The 19284-nt window shown below is 59.2% G+C and carries 13 protein-coding genes; 6 read left to right on the plus strand and 7 right to left on the minus strand.

All coding sequences use genetic code 11. From position 1 onward, the window contains the following. Window positions 1-3 precede the first annotated feature (3 nt). From BM374_RS36900 to BM374_RS36910, 3 genes are read right to left on the minus strand one after another with little or no spacing between them, the layout of a single operon-like run. Window positions 4-1110 (minus strand): acyltransferase family protein, encoded by a 1107-nt coding sequence (locus BM374_RS36900; RefSeq protein ID WP_092303779.1) that lies wholly within the window; start codon window positions 1108-1110, stop codon window positions 4-6. 9 nt (window positions 1111-1119) lie between these two features. Continuing rightward, entirely contained in the window at window positions 1120-2427 is a 1308-nt protein-coding gene (locus tag BM374_RS36905) for a hypothetical protein (RefSeq protein WP_244552853.1), read from the minus strand. Window positions 2428-2464: 37 nt separating this feature from the next. Further along, a complete protein-coding gene (locus BM374_RS36910) occupies window positions 2465-3676 on the minus strand; it encodes an acyltransferase family protein (RefSeq protein ID WP_244552854.1) in 1212 nt (403 codons plus the stop codon). A gap of 620 nt (window positions 3677-4296) precedes the next feature. On the opposite strand from BM374_RS36910, the gene BM374_RS36915 reads away from it, so the two are divergent. The 3 genes from BM374_RS36915 to BM374_RS36925 all read left to right on the plus strand — a co-directional run bounded on the left by BM374_RS36915 (window position 4297) and on the right by BM374_RS36925 (window position 7771). Further along, window positions 4297-4806 (plus strand): hypothetical protein, encoded by a 510-nt coding sequence (locus tag BM374_RS36915; RefSeq protein WP_092303785.1) that lies wholly within the window; start codon window positions 4297-4299, stop codon window positions 4804-4806. A gap of 22 nt (window positions 4807-4828) precedes the next feature. Next, window positions 4829-7060 (plus strand): GNVR domain-containing protein, encoded by a 2232-nt coding sequence (locus BM374_RS36920; protein WP_092303787.1) that lies wholly within the window; start codon window positions 4829-4831, stop codon window positions 7058-7060. A 417-nt stretch (window positions 7061-7477) separates the two neighbouring features. After that, complete coding sequence (locus BM374_RS36925; RefSeq protein ID WP_092303789.1) at window positions 7478-7771, plus strand: hypothetical protein; 294 nt, start codon at window positions 7478-7480, stop codon at window positions 7769-7771. A 50-nt stretch (window positions 7772-7821) separates the two neighbouring features. Here BM374_RS36925 and BM374_RS36930 read toward each other — a convergent pair whose 3' ends face one another. After that, window positions 7822-9255: an undecaprenyl-phosphate glucose phosphotransferase gene (locus BM374_RS36930; RefSeq protein ID WP_092303791.1), complete on the minus strand. Its 1434-nt coding sequence runs from the start codon at window positions 9253-9255 to the stop codon at window positions 7822-7824. Window positions 9256-9827: 572 nt separating this feature from the next. Here BM374_RS36930 and BM374_RS36935 point away from each other — a divergent pair. Continuing rightward, window positions 9828-10565, plus strand: coding sequence for a metallophosphoesterase (locus BM374_RS36935; RefSeq protein ID WP_092303793.1), 738 nt, complete (start codon window positions 9828-9830; stop codon window positions 10563-10565). Window positions 10566-10638: 73 nt separating this feature from the next. Here BM374_RS36935 and BM374_RS36940 read toward each other — a convergent pair whose 3' ends face one another. Further along, on the minus strand, window positions 10639-10884 hold the full coding sequence (locus BM374_RS36940; RefSeq protein ID WP_092303795.1) for a hypothetical protein: 246 nt from the start codon (window positions 10882-10884) through the stop codon (window positions 10639-10641). Window positions 10885-11423: 539 nt separating this feature from the next. On the opposite strand from BM374_RS36940, the gene BM374_RS36945 reads away from it, so the two are divergent. After that, window positions 11424-11705, plus strand: coding sequence for a hypothetical protein (locus tag BM374_RS36945; RefSeq protein ID WP_092303797.1), 282 nt, complete (start codon window positions 11424-11426; stop codon window positions 11703-11705). A gap of 3029 nt (window positions 11706-14734) precedes the next feature. On the opposite strand, the gene BM374_RS36960 is transcribed toward BM374_RS36945, so the two are convergent. Together BM374_RS36960 and BM374_RS36965 are read right to left on the minus strand one after the other, a co-directional pair. Further along, window positions 14735-14968, minus strand: coding sequence for a hypothetical protein (locus tag BM374_RS36960; protein WP_092303803.1), 234 nt, complete (start codon window positions 14966-14968; stop codon window positions 14735-14737). A 1354-nt stretch (window positions 14969-16322) separates the two neighbouring features. Beyond that, window positions 16323-16583: a hypothetical protein gene (locus BM374_RS36965; protein ID WP_177248802.1), complete on the minus strand. Its 261-nt coding sequence runs from the start codon at window positions 16581-16583 to the stop codon at window positions 16323-16325. Between the two features lie 947 nt (window positions 16584-17530). Between BM374_RS36965 and BM374_RS36975 the strand changes: the two genes are divergently transcribed. Continuing rightward, the coding region (locus tag BM374_RS36975; RefSeq protein WP_210188629.1) for a VCBS domain-containing protein at window positions 17531-19284 on the plus strand (1754 nt) is incomplete at its 3' end.

Raw genomic sequence — 19284 nt, forward strand, 5'->3', positions numbered from 1 at the left:
CGCTCACTCCGCGGCCCCCTGTGTACTGAGAGCGGGCTCGAGAACGATCGGCTTCCTCCGCTTCGAACGGAATCGGTGTCCGAACGCAATGCAAGGCTTCTCGACAAACGAATAGGTGATCCAGCTCAACAGGATCGACAGCGCTACGATGACGGCAGCAAACGCAGCCCACGCCAAGGGCCCATCGCCGAACCACAGGACGCGATGCACCCAAACAATCGCGAATGGCGACATCAGGTAGACCGAATAGCTAATCACGCCGACGAACGCGAGCGGGCGCCAGGCCATCCTCTCGCCGAATGCGGCAAAGGCGATGAAGACCAGCGCCGCGCAGATATAGGCCGATCCGATCGAATAGCTGTAGAAGAAGTTCTCCTGATAAACACCGCCGAATCGCCTGTCCGACAACGCCGCGGCGAAGATCGCATAGAGCACCGTGCACACGGTCACGTGGCGCCATTGCAGTTTCCCGCCGATGACCGTGTCACGGATGATCTTGCCCAGGAACATCGCCGACAGATTGAGACCGACCTCCATCAGCGACGATATCGTCCGGTTCTCGACCAGCATGGCCGCAGCCGTCCCGATCAGAGCAGCTGCAATGACGATGGCAACGGCCGTCAAACGCTGGTTCAGCAACCCCAAGGCAAACAGAATGGTGCAGCTGACGTAAAACAGCAGCTCGATCGCCAGCGTCCAGTAGAACACCCAAAGATTGGGGATATTCGCAAAGGTCTGCAGCATCGTCACATTGGCCGCGATCTGCCACAATGGGAAAGTCGTGGCATCGAGCAACACCATGGTGACAAGCCCGATCACGATCGACGTCCAATAGGCCGGGTAGAGTCTGAAGAAGCGGCTGATCGCGAAATCACGGACGGGCGTCGCGCTGTCCGGAAAGCTGAACGGAATCACGAATCCACTGACGAAGAAGAACAGCACAACGCCGAACCGGCCGAAGTTCATGTAGTAGCCGATCGCGTCGTGGAAACCCCAGTAATACGCGCCGGTCGGGTGCTTTTGTACGATGACCTCGAGCACATGCTGGACCAGCACGGCCAACACGGCGATTCCCCGTAACGTATCAATAAATGCAAGCCGCTTGTGCATCCTGTCTACTCACCTGCCTCCGCTCACGACCGTGCCCGGTGCTCCGAAATCGTCCAGCGAACGGACAGGACGCGGCATTTCGATCACCGCGACATCGGAAGCTCTTACCTTCGTCGCCCGCCTGGAGAATACTTCACTGAAGCTCAAGGCGATGGTCAGCAGACCGGACGCGGGGCCGTAGTTCAGGACTGTGATCGTGAACAAATTGACAACGAAGATCAGCGTCAGCTTGTAGACGTCGGTCGCCCCAAACGTTGCCCGAAACACCATCACCATGAACGCGACGAACGGCATTCCGAACATCAGGTAAGTGCCGATGTAGAAATTATCGACCGGCACCCAGAACGAGGCCAGTGGCGAGAACAGCTTCTGCGGATAGTTGAAGCAACCGGCTCCACAACCCGTAATCAGACCGATCGGCATGAGCTGGTTCAGGTACACGAAGGGCAATTGCCAGCTGTTATTGATACGGTCGAGAATACTGAACATGGTCGAGTGTGGAATGGCGGCAGTTCCCGACGCCAGCACGATCATGAAGAACGGGACGAAGATCGAAGCGAAAGACCATAATGCAATGTTGCGGATCGCCGGGAAGCGCGCCTTCTCGGGCAACATGCGTACAAGTACCAGCAGCAGCAGATACAACACGAGAACGATCATGGTCGTTTTGCTGGTGGTCAGGCGAATGGTGTAGACGGCGATCCCGCCGAACAGCAGGCACCACGTCGTGCTCTTGCGAATCGACGTGATCGCAAACGATATGAGAATGAAGAACGCCGCCATGGTGTTGTCGGCGGCAAAGCCCATCAGGCGCTGATCGTCGCCGCCATAGGCCCACCACAGCCGTCCCGCCTCGCGGACCGCCCCGAACGATTCATATTTATACCCGATCCACGGCATCGGATAGAACTTGGTCAGGATGACGCCGATCACCGAAAGATAGAAGGTCGCGGCGATGACCGTGAGCAGCTTTCGGTAAGAGCCGAGGCTCGAATCGCAGAAGCAAAACCCGACAAAAACCGGCAGCATCATCTTGAAGGCGGATACCGCTGCGTTGCCGGTCCCGAGCATGAAATAGCCCAACACGAGGGAAAGCATGACCTGCACCAGCACCAGCGTCGCCATGGTGCTGCGATTGCGCAGAATGCAATGGATAACGAACTGGGCCAGGCACAGAAGCGCAATGAAGTCGGGCAGGTACCAGAGCGGGTCTACGTGAAGAATGCTGGTGCCCCAGCGGATCACCCCGCCGAAGGCGTCCCGGATCAGATAGGTGCCGAGCGCGATCGCCTCGATGTTGAGACTGATCAACGTCATTCGCGGGCGATGAAGTGCTAGCGCTGACATATGTAACTCAGTTCGTCAGCCGCGCCGATGGCGCAGGCGCCACCGACAAACCGGGGCGGCGTCCAAGAAGGTTGCGAAGGAACTTGCCGCCGGGAATTTCGACGTAACGATAGGTGTAATGCGACACGACGAACACGGCGGCGAGTGCGACGACGAGATTTAGGGTCGCCGGCAGCCCCGATTGAATCGAATCAAGTGCCAATATCCGCCGCGCGCCGAGCGCTCGCACGAAATACTCGGCGAACAGCACGACGAGCGCGTGCACCATATAGATCGAGTACGATCTCTGCCCGAGCCACACCAGCGGCCTAGTCACGAGCATGCGCGGCACCAGCGGCGCATCTGGAAATGCGAGCAGGCTGCCGAGAAAGATCGAAAATGTCAGCGGTGCAAGGAAGCTGGCCGCCGGGTATGCCTCCACTACACTCACCAGAACAATGCTGGCAATCATGGCACCAAGCTGCACGACGCCCTGCATGGCCGGATCCGGCTGGCGGGGCATTCGGCGAACGATTCTCACGGTCAGGACGCCAAGGAAAAAGCTGGCGAAACAGCGCAGGATACCGAAATCGGTCTGCAACCCGAGACTCTTCTTGTCCAGCACGAACACGATGGTCGCCAGGCTTGCGAACGCGATCACCCCGGAGAGCGCATAGAATAGTGTCAGGCAACGTATGCGCTGGGCCAGCAGAACCACCAGCCCAAACGCCAGATAAGTATAGAATTCGACGCTGATGCTCCAGCTCGGCGCATTCCAGCTGAGATAGTCGATAAATCCCATGGAGTGCAGGAGAAAGACGTTGAGCAGGAAGGAATAGGAGTTGTTCACTTCGAACGCAGCCGGCGCCGCGACGACGATTCCAGCCATGACTAGGCTGATGCGCAGGAGGCGAAACAACAAGTTCGCGGCCAACATCGCGATGTGCAGCGGATAGACGCGCGCAAGGCGCCGCACCATGAAGTCGCGCAACGAGAAGCGGCCGAACTCGCCCTCGACGGAGCTGAGCGACATCACCATGCCGCTGAGAACGAAGAACAAGTCAACCAGCAGCCATGAGCTCCTGAAGAAGGAACAATCGATCCACGCATTATGCGGAAATGCCGCAAGGAATGTCGGCATCAGCAGGAGATGGTGGATCACCACGGCAGTCGCTGCGATACCTCGAATGCTGTCGAGCGGCAGGACATGCGCCTTCTCACGATGAACCAACTCCGTCACATCGACTTTCCGTAGCTATTGCACCGCAGCAGTGTGTATCAGGTCGCGCGCGCTTTCAATCATTGCGATCGACGGTTCGCGTTTGGCGCATGATGTTCGACGATAAATTCATCGCTCACGACTCATTCCGACACATGCTCGCCAAGCTCGCGCCACTTTTCCCACTCGCGAGATGATCGCGACGCGACTGCACTATGCTCGCGAATATTTGCGAGAAAAGTGTGCGCGAAATCCGGCCTTGTTGCGATCACTCGCGCGATGAGCTCATTCTGAGTGCGCGCGTTCTCGATGGAACAATGTCGAGCGTCGCTGCTTATGGTCGCGGCTTATGTCAGCTTTACGACGACACACCGCCTCGCGGACTCTCAACTGCAACATTCGGAGGCAGCAAGCTGCCGATCTCGCGGGCATTGCAACTCTTCGTCATACAACCAACAGCAAAGAGAGATGACCTTCTCAACCGACACGACTGAGCGAACCAACTTTTGCGCCGCACAACATTTGACACAGTTGCCTGTCAGGTTTCGCTTACTTTCATTCGCAGCAAAGATGATGGGACACGGATGGGCCGCGGATCGACATGTTCTCGTGTGACGCAGCGATGGCTGCAAGTGATCTTGATGGGATCGACGCTGATCGCGTTGAGTCTCGGACCCTGTCAGGCTCAGTGTGTCGAGTTCACGGACCGGGCTTCCGAGGTCGATCTCGACGCATTCGTGAAGTCGCCGTCCTCCCTGCTCGAGAAGCTGCGCAATGACAAAGAGAAGCTGAAGTATCGGCTCTCGACCTATATCGCGACCAATCCTTCGCTGCTGCCGTCGGTACAGACACTCATTACGGAGTCTTCCTCCAACGATCGTTCGGCGATCGGCTCTGCCCTGCGGCTCGCAGAGGCGCGCTGCATCACGACGAAGCCGGACGCTGCGCGCAAGATCAGGGATTTCGCCAAGCGGATCGGCGATCTCTCCGTACAAGCGGGCTACTCCGCGGTCGGCGAGGATAATTCAGGCGCGCCGATACAGTCGCAAAATAGAGCGTCGGCGCCGTCGCCGGGGAGCGCCAGCCTGTTGGAAGGCGAATGGAAGACAAAACTGTCTGATCCGTTCAAGCCCGTTCCGATTCCTCATTGATCATCAAAGGCAGCATTCGCAAATGTATCAGCCCAGAGAACAGTTCCCGTCTGGACACAGATTCGGCATTGAGTTTGGCGGGGCGGTGCTCAGCTTCGAGCGGGTGACCGACGTCCTTCGCCGTCAGTGGCCGATCATCGCTGCCTCGGTCGGAGCTTCGTTGACTCTGGTGATCGCCTATCTGGCGATGGCGCAACCGATGTATACGGCGAATGCCCGCATCATGATGGATACGCGCCAAACCCAGGTTCTGGACAAGGACAGCGGGACCAATAGCGCGCTGATCGATACCGGCTTCGTTGATAGTCAGGTCGAGGTCATCAACTCTGACGACCTGATCCTGTCGGTCGTTCGTCGGCTCAAGCTGACGGAAGACCCCGAGTTCAATGGCTCGAATCCGGGCGTCCTTGGCCTCATCGTAGGCAAGATCATGTCGGCGTTCGATTCCGGTGAACCGCCCTCGCAGGAGCGTATCGAACATGCCGTGGTCGAGCAGATCCAGAAAAACCTGAGGGTCGAGCGCGTTCTGACGACTTATGTGCTGTCGCTCAGTTACAAGGCACGAACGCCTGATAAGGCCGTCAAGGTCGCCAATGCGATTGCGGATGCCTATATCGTAGGCGCTCTCGAAGCCAGATACCAATCCACCAAGCGAGCGACCGAATGGCTTCAGCAGCGCAGCGTTGAGCTGAGCGAGCAAGCGACCGCCAGCGACCGCGCCGTGCAGAGCTTCAAGGCAGAGCACAACATTGTCGGAACGAGCCGCGGCCTGATGTCCGAGCAGCAGCTGTCGGATCTGAACACGCAGCTGGTTCAGGCGCGGGCGGCAACAGCCGAGGCCAAGGCGCGCCTCGACCGAATTGACGCGGTCTCCGACCAGGATCTCGCCCAGCCGACGGTGACAGACGCCCTCAACAATTCGGTCATCACGCGCCTGCGGGCTCAGTATCTCGACCTTCAGGCCCAATATTCCGACTGGTCCAGGCGCTACGGCAAGACCCATCTCGCGACCATCAATCTCGCAAACAAGATGGATGAGCTTCGCAAGAATATCGCGGACGAGATCCATCGGATCGGCGACGCTTATCGCAGCGACTATGAAATCGCAAAAAGCCGCGAAGCGTCCCTTGAGAAAAACGTGAAGGATCTAGTCGCCCAGGCGGGCCATACCGGTCAGGCGGAAGTCAAGCTCCGCGATCTCGAGAGCGCGGCCGACACCTATCGCAATCTCTACAACAACTTCCTGGAAAAGCTGCAAAACGCCACGCAAAACCAGAGCTTTCCGATCAGCGAGGCACGCCTGATCAGCACCGCGACCAAGCCTGATCGCAAGAGCTCGCCAAAATCGGTCCTGGCGCTGGTGGGCGGCCTGGTCGGCGGCCTCTGTCTCGGCTTCGGAATCGCGTTTGCCCGCGAATTCCTGAGCGATGTGTTGCGGACCCCTGGCGAGGTCGAGGAGGAGCTCGGCGTGAAGTGCCTCGGCGTGCTTCCGGACATTCGCCCGCCGACAAGGGCAGGCGCACTGCTCTCTGCGTCCACCGGCAGCACGGCTCCGGATCTATCCCGCTACGTCGTCGACCATCCGTTCTCGCGGTTTGCGGAAACCTTGCGCAATATCAAGGTATCGATCGACGTCGCGCGCCTGACCCGGGAGATCAAGGTCATCGGCATCGTGTCATCCCTGCCAAAGGAAGGTAAGACGACCGTTGCGGCCAATTTCGCCCAGTTGATCGCCCTCACAGGGCACCCCACCCTCCTGATCGACGGCGATCTGCACACGCGCTCGCTCACTCGCGAGCTTGCGCCCAATGCCAAAACGGGGCTTGTCGAGACACTGACCGATCCGGCCAGCCTCAGCTATCACGTGCAGCGGAGCAAGGAGACGGGTCTCGACTTCCTGCCATCGGTGGTGGCCTCCCGCATGGTCAATTCGGCCGACGTGATTGGATCAAGGGCCATGGCCGAGCTGCTCAAATCGCTGAAGGAGCGCTACGAGTACATCGTGATCGATCTGGCCCCGGTGATGCCGGTGGCAGATTCCAAGGCTGTCAGCTTCCTCATCGATGCCATGGTCTACGTGATCGAGTGGGGCCAGACCACGCGGTCCGCGCTCCAGGAGTCCATTTCCGGCTCGGAGGTGCTTCAGAAGAAGCTGCTCGGCGCAGTCTTGAACCGCGCTAACCCGAAAATGCTGAAGCGCATCGAGGCCTATAAAGGCAAGCACCACAATAGCTATTATGTGGAACACGCCTAAGCCCGCTCCTCGACCGCCCCGGCAAGCGCCGTAACATCGGGCACGCGCCAGGCCCGCGGCCGCGGGCCAGTGCGCTCGCGCAAACGCCGGCCAACCACGTTGCGAGCCGATGGTTTGGCTCACAGAGGCTGCGAAAGCGACCTGCCCTCCGCGCTTTCCCCTCCAAGAACCGCGCGCCTGAGCGCTCGCACGCCCGCCTACTCCGGTCAGCGCCGACCTCCGTATTCGTCCGGAATCCACATTGCGCCACCATTGCCCTAGCTCAAAGCAGGGATTGACGGGTCAATGAGGGCTCGTCCATTGGGGGCTTTCCTGCTCCCTCGTGATGATCGGCTGCTGCAGTTCTAGGCACCTTTCCTTTCGAGTTCCGTGAGACTAAGTTGCGCTCATACTCGTTGCTCGTTTTTGGTGGGTCGTATGCTGATCGTCCTCACTATTTTATCGATTTGGGTGCTGCTCAACATCCTCTTTGTGTTGATCGTGGTTCCCCCACGTAAGCCGCGACCGCAGTCACGGCCGGTCGCGTCGACCCTGTCGCCAGCTCCCATCGATCCGAGCCGACGGGACCTCGAGCAAGACGAGCCCTTCTCCCTGCGTCATGTCGTGGCGTCCGTCGCCATGGGGGCGTTTTTCGTGCTGGTGCCGCCGCTGCTTGCGCTGCGCGACGCCCTCATGCGGCTCTTCAGGAAGTCGTCCCAAAACGACGAATAGCCGGCGCGCGAGCCCGGCTATCCGAAATATTCGTCTTTGACGCCTGCGTGCTAATAGGCTTCCTGGAACATCACGGCTGACGCTGTGCGCGCCATGATCTTCAGGTCGAGCCAGATGCTCCAATTGCTGACGTACCAGACGTCATATTCCACGCGCTTTTCCATCAAGTCGATCGTCGGCGTCTCCCCGCGGAGGCCGTTCACCTGAGCCCAACCGGTCAGTCCGGGCTTCATATGGTGGCGGTAGACATATTTGCTGATGAGTTCGTCATAGTAATTGTCGTGCGCCAGCGCGTGCGGCCGCGGCCCTACGAGCGACATGTCGCCTCGCAACACGTTCCAGAGCTGCGGCAACTCGTCGATGCTCGTCATGCGGAGAAAGCGTCCGATTTTGGTGATGCGGGCATCCCCCTTGGTCGCCTGGGCGATGGCATGACCATTCTCGGAAACGGTCATCGTTCGGAACTTCCAGATATCGAACGGTTTGCCGTTGAACCCGCGACGCGACTGCCGAAAGATGACAGTTCCCGGCGAGTCCAGCTTGATCAGCATGGCGACAGTCAGCAGCAACGGCGTCAACACCACGAGCGCGAAGATCGCCACACCGACGTCGAGACAGCGCTTCTGCAGACGCTCGAAGATGCTCAGCGGTGGCCGTTGAATCTCCACCGCCACGGTCCCGCTGACCGGCAAGAAGGGGCGCGAAACAATATCGGCGATGGAGTCGTCGGGTAGAAGGCGCACCGGTTGCGGCACAGCGCGGAGGCAATGGCTGAGCTTCCGAAGCATCGGCAATTCATTCCAGTCGATCGCGAGAAGATACTCGTCGACATCCGCGAGGCGGCACTGGCGGATGACGTCCCGCACCTCCCGCTCCCATTGGCTACCGTCGCTGCCGTCGGTTCCAAGTACAAAGTGACGAACGACATCAAAGCCGTTTCGTCGCAGATCCTTGAACCGGCCCGATGTGAAATCGAGCGGCTTGAGACTGAGGAGCACCACCTTGCGATCGACCAGTCGGCTCCGGGCAAAACTGGTTCCGAGCGCGATCTGCCAGACGAAGCGAAGGCTGATTAATCCAACGCCGCCCATTGCGGCAAAAACGATCACGGTGCCGCGAGACAGATTGTCCGTCGACTTCAAGAGGAATGCCGCGACAGCAAGGACGGTCAGCGACACCAACCAGATGAAGACGGCTTTCCGCAACTGCCAGACGAGATTGAGCAGTCGATGCGTGGCGTAGACATCCTGAAAATAGGCAAGCGCGATGAACACCAGCCCGACGATCAAGCCGGCCCCAACCGAAGCGCCATCGGCGTTGGATGCCGTTGCAAAACTGTAGAAGGCGGAGCCGGCGACGTAACTCACCAAGATCAGCGAAAAGTCGGCAGCGATAGCGACCATCTGAAACGGCCGCTGAAGAGCAGACCCCCGCGACAATGAGGGCGAGTAAACCTTCTCAGAACCATAAGTTGCAACAGCCATTCGAACCTCAACGTATCGAGAGAGTGCCAGACGCTCATTGTGATGCTGAAGACTCGTCACTTCCCCGGGCGGAAAGTGTTGAGTGATCGCAGCGATATTGTGGCGCCGCACTCAAAACTTTTGCGATGCAAATTGGATCTTTCTTTGAGACGTGTGTCTGCAGTTTCGTTCGAGCCTAGAATGTCGTCACAGTGGTGACATATCGACGAGCGTGTTGCCCTATTTTGAATCAGGTTCCGCAACGACCTTCGATACGCAAGAGTCGGAGCAGCACATTTCGGCTCGACAGGAGGCACAATGTCGAGCGCGAAGAGAACGCAGCAGATCAGATACGAGAATTTTGTCGGACTACCATCTCCGGGTGTATTCTGATTTTTGCGTCGAGTCATGCAACTTTGCCATGCAGAGCGTGCCAGCGATGCATTCGGATGGACGGATGGGCAAGAATTGCCGTGCCCTTCTTTTGGCGCGATCGCGTTTGAGAACGGTGTGACAATGCTTGCGTCGGATAGTCATTCTCTGGTGCGTGCGGCGTTGGGACATTCTCTCGACCATCTGATCAACAGCGCGCCATGACTTTCGTTGCCAGGCCACACCTGCCAGTTCAAAAGCCGCAATTGCCCGCCGGTGTCCGCATCTATGCGATCTCGGATATCCACGGCTGCGCCCATCTTCTTGAGCCCATGTTGCGGGTGATCGACGCCGACGTCGCTCACAATCGACCGCTCTATGCGATCGAGGTTTTCATGGGCGACTACATCGATCGCGGCCCGGACACGCGCGCGACCCTCGACATCCTGATCGAACGAAGCCATCGGGGAAACGCGGTCTTCCTCAAAGGAAATCACGAGGCATTTTTGGTAAAGGTGTTCGAGGACCCCTCCTTGTTCGAGAACTGGCTTGGCGTCGGCGGCGCCCAGACATTGATGTCCTATGGACTTGCGCCGCCGGATCTGACGCGAGACGAGCCGGCAACGATACTGCGTGACTTAATCCGTGTGATGCCGACCGAGCACCTGGAATTCCTCGATAATTTGCGGTTGAGCTATACTTGCGGGGACTTCTTCTTTGTGCACGCTGGCGTCCGCCCAGGCGTCCCTTTGGCCGAACAGACAGAACACGATTTGCTCTGGATTCGCGATGAATTCCTGCGAAGCGACGAGCGGTTCGGAAAATACATCGTTCATGGTCACACGCCGGTCCGGAGCGCGGAATTTCTGGCGAACCGCGTCAACATCGATACGGGCGCCTACGCGACGGGCAATCTCACGCTGATGAGTATCCAGGGAAGCAGAATGCTGGCGGTGTGATGGGCAAGTGCGGCCTGTCCGCGCGTTAGCGTCGGGCAAAGCGCGCCTGGCGAACATGCGAACGACGCATGATTTAGTTGAGCAAGTGCGGCTTCCGCCGGTCACGAGTTTCAGCCATCCAGTGGCTCCAGGCCTGCTCGTGCTTGACATAGAGCTCCAGCCAGCGCGCGCCGCGTGCGTCCTGTTGGATACAAAGCATCTCCCCACGGTCCAGGCTTTCGAACTCGATTGTCTCCGAGATCGTCAAGCCGACAAGAACACGCTGGCCGGCGCCGTCCACGATGTAGCGGCGTGGAGCGTCCTTCTTGGGCGAGTTCATGTCATCGTCCCCGTGAATGGATGAGAATCGCGTGTCGGGTCGATCCGACAAAAACCTAGAAAGCCCGTCTGGGATGTCCAAAAGCAGAGGTCGGAGGAGGCTTCGCCGACGAGCGTGAGAAGGAGGGGAACAAGCTCGCGAGCTTCCGTCGTGCACTCCAGGAGCGTAGCGCATATCCCAAAACCAGACCGGAGCAGAACAACGACGCGGAGATGGAAACAGAAACCATGAGTTCATCCTGGAGAGCCCCGCTCATGAAGAGTGAGTAGTGTGTCGACATCATGATTCCTGGCGACGAAAGATTGTTCACACGTGGATCTTTGGCGTGCAGCAATGAGCTCGATCTTCACCGCGCACCTGCAACCATCCTTCCCAGGGTTGCAGAACGATTCCGGTGGAGCACGAAGATTCGACCTGGCTGAGCGCGACGGCACGCGGACCCGAAAGTCGTTCGCGCCATTTGGTGCGACCGGGCGGCCTTGCAACCTTTCGGAACCCGTCGCATTATTCCCTGTCTCATTTCCATAGGGATTGATCCAATGAGCTTCCGCGCCCTTGTCCGACCAATTGCCCTTTCCGCTCTCCTCGTCGCTTTGACCGCAACCGCGACTCCCGCCGCGGAGCTGGAGCTTGCCCCGATGCACCGTGCGGCCCATGTCCATCACACGTCATACGTCCGAACCGGTCTCGTGTTTTGGGATGACGTCTATCCTCCCGCGATCTATGGCCCGCAGCTTCGTCCGATCGAAGAGGTCGCGGCCATGAAGGCGGGGGCTCGGCCGGTATCGCAACACTGGTGGGGCTACTGGTACGTCCGGTAAAGGCAACCGGAGCGACAAGCTAAGCGCAACCCAAACCGTCGTCGATCATCAGCCGCCGCGGCGAGCAAGCGGTCGCGACGGTTTTTGTTTGATTCGGTCTTAAGCGCTTTTGGGAGAGCGGCCGAACAAATATGGCCGACGGCAATGACAGAGAAAACTCATCCCCCATCTGGACAGGTGGCAGGAGAAATGGCCGCGGTAATATCATGGCAAAGCATTGATTTAACGGGCGGCAGTCGCTGCAGCCTAAAGACCCGGATCGCAACATCCATAAAATGACCGCCCAGCCTTGCGGTTTTCACATTATCGGGGCTAGCACGAAAAAGAGGATAGGTTGTCGTAGCAGCCGGCTGTGTCGCGACGCGCCGGCGGAAGTGGGGCCCCGGCAAACGCAGGAAGTCGATCAATTGAGCGCCCCACGCGCATTGCCGCCCGACCGATCCATTAATTCAGCTGGCCACGAGCCTAATTAATCCATTCCGGCGCAGATTTAAGCCGCCCAAGAGCCAGTCTCACCAGCAGGCTCGTGCCGGATGGGAGCACGACACCGCGAGTTTTCGACGTCGGTTTATTTGCGAGGGAACGTGACCAGTTTGGTTTCTATTGGACACCAGAACACAGGGACCAATTGGCTTGCGCGGTGCGCGAGATATCAGAAGATGCTTGCCCGAACGGTTCGAGAACGCGACCAACGAGCAATCGCGGGCGCCGCCTAGGAACGGATCGCGTCAATCGCGTGCGCGATGAGGACGGCTACACTGACGCCGATGAGAATAACGACCAACCAATTGAACAGCACGCTCGCCTCCAATCTTTGGATTGAACGCGTGCGTTCGTGCACAGTCAAAAACAACCAGCCGAGATTATTAATTTCGGCTTGGGCTGAGGATTCAAGGTAACTGTTGCGTCCGCTGTCGGCCCTATCGATGGAATGCCATGAAGAGAAGAATTCCGACAACGCACGCCGCGAGCGAGAGCAAGTAAATACCCACGGCAATCCCCGACTCATCTCGATCTAGAGATTTAAATGGGACCTCGCAGCATCCGGTGGTCAAGCCCAAGCTTCCCAAGAAGCGGTTGATATGCACGACTTGCCAGTTACGGCGAACGGTTCTGGTTCAAGCAAGCGGTTCGCTGGAACGGCAGCATCACGAGAGAGTGCGGCCGCAACGATATTCTAGCTTTAAATCCCGCACGTAGAACCATCTCAGGATGCGGGAATACATCATGATTTAATTCCGCTCCCCCCGATCGGAATTGGACGCTGCGAACCGCCTCTTCAATCTTACGGTGAGACGCGGCGATCCTTCGCGGACACCACCACTTCACCGCTTCGCTCGCAAACTATAAACCTTTCTTTGTCAGGCCGGGAACGCGCCTGGGCGACACGATTGTGCGTCGGTCGACCTGCGCTTTGGCATCCAGCACCTTGTCGCCAGCTCGTGCGGGGCGCGGCCGGCTCACCTGATCCGAAAGACCGCCGCCTCTCCCCTGCACTCCGATTGGCAGGCCATCAGGGCCAACATTGGCGTTTCCCTGGGCCTGTGCTGCTGGCGGGGATCTTCTCCGGGGGGGCGCTGGCGCAATGACCTTTTGATCCTCATTGCTCGTGCCGGTGCCAATGGCGCCGATCGGCAGACCATTTGCTGCGTGACCAACCCCGGCATTTCGTGCAGCCTGGACGGCGGCCCGCGACTTTGCCGGGGTAGCGGGCTGATTGTTCGGATTACTCGGTTGGGCATTGGAGCCAGCAATTCCCACCGGCGCCACGTCTTTCGTCCCCATTCCTGGGGGCGCTGACGGACCTGCCGCGTTGCCGGCACTCGTCCCCATTCCGGCAGGCGCCGATGCCCCAGCACTGCTCGGCGCGGTCCCGGTGCCCGATCCTGCGGCGCCGGCATTCGCTCCGCCTATTTGCGCCAGGACCAACAGAGATGAGCTTGCAAGGATCGTGGCAATTGCCAAGCGCGTGGCATGGGACATGGGACAATCCTCCTTGCCGAGCCATTAACCATGACAGGGGAACGGGGTTCCTGCGGCGATTGCTTTTCGTCCCCGCAGTGCAAGCGGCGATCATTCGGCAAAACCAGCCGAAGCAATGGAGTGTTGCGCCCGCGCTACATTTGGCTGTCAGACAAAATGAGAGTCGTAAACCGAACGGACACGTGCGGCCAAACCAGAAAAACTGACATCCTGTGATATCAGCGCGGTGAAGCCCGGTGGTCGTTGAAGTTGCGACCGCCGGGCCTAGCCTGGATCAGAATCGAAAGTCAGCCTAGCTCTTTCGATATATATCTGCCGGCTGGAAAACGCGCATACTGGCACTGTGATTTGCTGAGCATCGTTTTCACATCGAAGGATGTTCATGCGAGCAATATTCCGCGATGATCTTCGAAGCCTGTTCGCGCTCTATACATGCGCGAGCCCAGCTCGCAAGCAGCACGATCGTGCAGCTCGGCTGCTGAAACTACTTACGTCCGGCCGAAGCACGACCGATGATCTCCTCAATCATTGGTCAGAGCGGGTTGCGGCACCCGGACCGGAAAGTGGCGGCAGCGTGCTAAGTCCATGTGCGCGTGGCATAGCGGACGACAATGCAAATCACGACCATGCCAGCGCGTTTCTCCACGCCTTGCTCAAACAGTTGGAACAAAGACAGCATTAGACTTCCTAGACCGCTCTCCTCGATGCTACCGCGCGCAGCCCGTGCAGCGTGATGCGCGGACGCTTTCGCTTTTCACCGTGCCAACGGCGGCAGCCTTATGCGAATCGTTGGTCGCTTTAATCGAAAGGCCAGTGACGGCGGCTCCGCAGCAATTCAAACCGTTTTCGCCGGCCGCTCTCAGCTAAGACGCGAGAAACATGGTGATCGCGCCGAGTCGTCCGAAGCCGATCGCGGAGGATATGAATGGAGGGCACGAAGTCGGTCGCCGGCGGCGCCGCAACCGTCGACGGAGCTATCTCAAGCATCGTTATGTGCGCGGGGCCGATAAAGGAAGACAAGCCGACCGCTGGGCCTCTTTTCCGTGTCAGCCGCGCTTACGCTCGGGACGGTTCAATTCCACGACCTCGTGCTGGTCTTTGCAATCCGATTGGCCTTTTTGTTTCACGATCTGCTCAAGCTCAAGAGCCTCAATGGCAAGTTCTTCCGCCAAGCGCTTAAACAGCTCGCGCTTATCTACGTCCGTTGCGCGCTGACTCATAAGGTCGAATTCTCTGGCGTCAGAGCGGAGCTTCTCTAATCGTCGCTTGAGGTCCTTCATGTTGTTTCGGCCCGGGCTTCTAGACCAATGCTCGCCGCGAACGATAACCGGTTGTCCGGATAGCGCATGAGTCAACCACCGAAACCCGATATTGGTTCTCCTTAATTGCCACTCAGTCGCTATTAACCGTGCGATATATAGCCATCTCGCCGGTTGGACCAAGTCAGCGTTTCCGGCCGCAGTTTCGGACCGGGCCGCCTCAGGGAGCTGGACCGGCGTTTCGCCACCGACCCGGTCATCCCGTCAGAGCCGCCGCCGATCGATCCGCCGCCAGCGGCTGGCCGCAAGCCTCGGCCATCCGTGCCTGTTCGAACAGGGCGCCGTCGAACGTGCATGAATGTTCGAAACCGCACAGACTGGAGTTTTGTGCCGGACTAGGCTGTGATCGCTCCGAGCTGCCAACGCGCTCAGGGCCTGACGGCCTCGGCGTCCTGGTAGGGGGGATGTCGAGGCCGTCATCATCGGGGCTGCGCTACGGCCGCTCCTTTTTGCGACGCGGTATGGTGCCGGCTGCATCCTCAATATGAGGCAGCAGGTAAGTTCGGCAGATTTCAAATCAAACTATGGTCGCTTATCGTGCGTACTTTCCTTCTCATCCTTGCGATATGGCTCCTGATCAACGTTCTGTTTGTCATGGTTCTCTTGCCCTCGCGCAGGCCGATCCCATCGCCGAAACGGTCGGGGAGAACTGGTTCGCCGACACCCGACGCTGAAAACCTCGAAAGCGCCAAGACCGCTGTGCGACACGAATTGGGACCATGGCTCTAGTCTTTCTGTGTCGATAGCCGCAGTTAGCCAGGTCGTTGCTCATGGCGGACGTGTCGTTCATCGAAGCAGACGCTCGTGATTTGCGCGAACTGATTTTGCACGACATCCCTGCCCCGCATGGGCAGACGAGGGTTGCGAACGAGATGCGCGCGTGACCGCAGCGCGCCCGGTGCGCGCATCTAGAAGGTCCTATGACTCCGTGAACGACTGAAGCCGAATCGCTGCCACTCCATTTGCCGCCGGACTGGCGCTCCTGGACGATCCACGCTTCCGCCCGTCGGGCAAACTCGCCTGCCTCGGGCCGGCGGCAAGATGACAACATGAAAATCGAAGCCGAAGGAATGGAGCGACCTCGAACGCAGGAAGCTTTCGGCAATGAGCCGCCGGCGGTACGGCGCGGCGGAAATTGCCGCGGCCCTTCGCCGACATGTCGGCTCGGTCAAGCGGATGGCGCGGGAAATGGGGTTACTTCTGAAAAAATGACTATCGGGCGAATTTCACCGATCTATCGCAAGAGTGAACGCCTGTCCGCGTTCGACCGATGCCGGGCCTTAGGTGCGGCATCTCACCGAGCATCGCATCCGGCTCATTCGGGGTAGGAGCGGCGGCGCTCGGCTTCCACCGATTCGTTTGACGCCAAACAACGGCGCGCGCGCTCGATCTGAGCTTCGGTGGCGCCGCGACTTCGGGCATACATCTCGGCCACGGGCGCTGAGTACTTGGCAACATAGTATCTGACATCGGTACAAGAGACGCCTCCGGTCGGGCTGTGATTGCGCGCCGCGAACCCTTCGGAGCTCAGAGAGATCAGCAAGACGGCAGCAGCCGCGAGAGCACGCACAATCATTCCGGTCATATTTCCCCCTTCTGAAGACGTCACCGCAGCTGGCCTGAATCGCCTCGAGCGCGCAAATGAACATTCACGCAGTGGCGCAAAGTATTGCGCCACTGTTGCTTTCATGCGCCGTCGGCGCCGACAGCGCTGAATTTCGGCTCCAGCAGAACCGCTGGCCCATCGACCAAGCAAAGACCATCCCGCGAACTGTACATCGGAGAGAAACCGTAGAATTCCGGTGTCGCCTGGCCCGGAGGCCGGCAGCGGCCTCTTCGTTGTTGATTTTAATGCATTAATAATTAAATCTCACGCGAGAATAAATAAATGGACTGTTATTTTAATTTAAACTAGGTTTACATTTAATTCAGGAATGAATGGCCGTGAACGCTCTGATCTCACGGTTGTCGTTTCTGAAGCCGTGAAAATTGCAAATCAATAATTGCCAAACGTGGGCAGCAAGGGCCGCCCACGAATGGGCAGGGGGATACCGCTCTAGATCTTTTCGCCTAACCTGGCAGCGATTGGCCGGATTGCTGATACCAGCGTCCGAGCGAGCGCTCCCACTTTGCGTGAATTGACCTTGCGGCGAGGCCTTCTGCCCTGCAGTGGCAGACGAGGGTTGCGAATGAGGCGCGCGCGTTTTGTGTGGGAGCCCGAGACCATATTCAGCCGGGCTCAGGTTGAAGCCGATCTTCAGGCGATTTCGAGTTCTTCTTCAGCATGCGATCCTTCGGTCGAGCTCGTGTGCGGTTCGCAACCGATCCGCCGGCAGTCTCGCACGGTCCGCCCGAGAGCTGCTGTCAGCCGCGACTGGCCCGCAACATGACGACAGTCGTGCTCGGCGGCACAGCGCTTTTCTTCGACGGTGTAGGCAAGGCATCGGCCGGGCATCACCGCGCAATTGTGCAATTTGCCCAGATCCGTGAACGCGGACGGCGCATCATCCGGAGGACTTAGCTATGGCGACCCAGACCACGGGCGGCGGCAGCACGGTTTCGTTTGGAAATACGCCGCAAGCCAACGCCGACATTTTCTCGTTTACGGAAGACGCCAGCAACATCCTCATCTTGAATGTGCTGGCAAATGATCTGGGCGGCGCAGCGAAGACGCTGTTCTCCCTGGATGATGGCACGAGTGCCGCGGCGTCGACCAAGACCTATGCACCTGCGGATCTGCTGGTCAAGGATGTGGCGTACAGCAGTGACGCGGCCGGCATGGCCGGAACCGGTGACCGCAGCGCGCTCGGTGCGCGCATCTGGATCGAATCGGACGGCGCCGTCCATTACGACAAGGGCGACATCAACGCTCAGCTTCAGGCGCTGGCGGTCGGACAAACGCTGACCGACACCTTCACCTACGCGATCCAGCTGGGCAACGGCACGCTGAGCTGGGCGACGGTGACGCTTCAATTCAATGGCGCAAACGACTCGGTCTATATGACGTCGAGCCCGCAGAGCGGCTCAGTGGTGGAAGACGCGCCGTCGACACCGGACCCGTCGGACTCCCTGAATGCCGCAGGCACCATCAGCTTCACCGATGTGGATCTCAGCGATACGCACACGGCAGCGTTTGCAGCGTCGCCTACGAATACGACCTCGCTTGGCACGTTCTCCCTCGATCCGGTCAATGAGGCGGCCAATGCCGCGAACGGATCGGTGCAGTGGCACTATGCCTTGAACAACGCGGCTGCCCAATACCTCGCTGCGGGCCAGACCGTCACCGAGAGCTTCGTGGTGACGGTCAACGACGGCCACGGCTCGACGGCTACTCAGACCGTTACGGTCACCATCACCGGGACCAACGATGCGGCGACGGTCTCATCGGACTCGAAGGCCGTCACCGAAGGCAATGCTGCCGCCGCGCTGAACACATTCGGCCAGCTCACCATCACCGATCCGGATACCGGTCAGGCCCATGTCGTCGCGCAGAGCAACGTCCACGGCACTTACGGCGACTTCACGATCGACGCCAACGGGGCCTGGAGCTACACCGGCAACGGCGCCCACAATGAGCTCACCGCCGGCCAGCAGGTCCAGGACCAGTTCACGGTGACCAGCCAGGATGGCACCGCGACTGGCACCGTGACGGTGACGATCACCGGAACGAACGACGCCGCGACCGTGAGCTCGGACTCGAAGTCCGTCACAGAAGGCGACACCGCAGCTGCACTCAACACCTCGGGCCAATTGACCATCACTGACCCTGACAGCGGTGAAGCCCATGTCGTGGCGCAATCAAACGTCCACGGCACCTACGGCGACTTCACGATCGACGCCAACGGCGCCTGGAGCTACACCGGCAACGGCGCGCACAACGAACTCACTGCCGGCCAGCAGGTGCAGGACCAGTTCACGGTCACCAGCCAGGACGGCACCGCTACCGGCACCGTGACGGTGACCATCACCGGCACCAATGACATCGCGACAGTCTCGTCCGACTCGAAGTCCGTCACCGAGGGCGACACCGCCACCGCACTCAACACCTCGGGGCAGCTGACGATTGTGGATCCCGACAGCGGCGAAGCCCATGTCGTCGCTCAGACCAACGTCCACGGCACCTATGGCGACTTCACCATCGACACCAACGGGGCCTGGAGCTACACCGGCAACGGCGCTCACAATGAGCTCACTGCCGGACAGCAGGTCCAAGACCAGTTCACGGTGCTGAGCCAGGACGGCACCGCCACCGGCACCGTGACGGTGACCATCACCGG

Origin of the sequence: Bradyrhizobium sp. Ghvi, from assembly GCF_900115265.1 — a bacterium.
Taxonomy (GTDB): domain Bacteria; phylum Pseudomonadota; class Alphaproteobacteria; order Rhizobiales; family Xanthobacteraceae; genus Bradyrhizobium.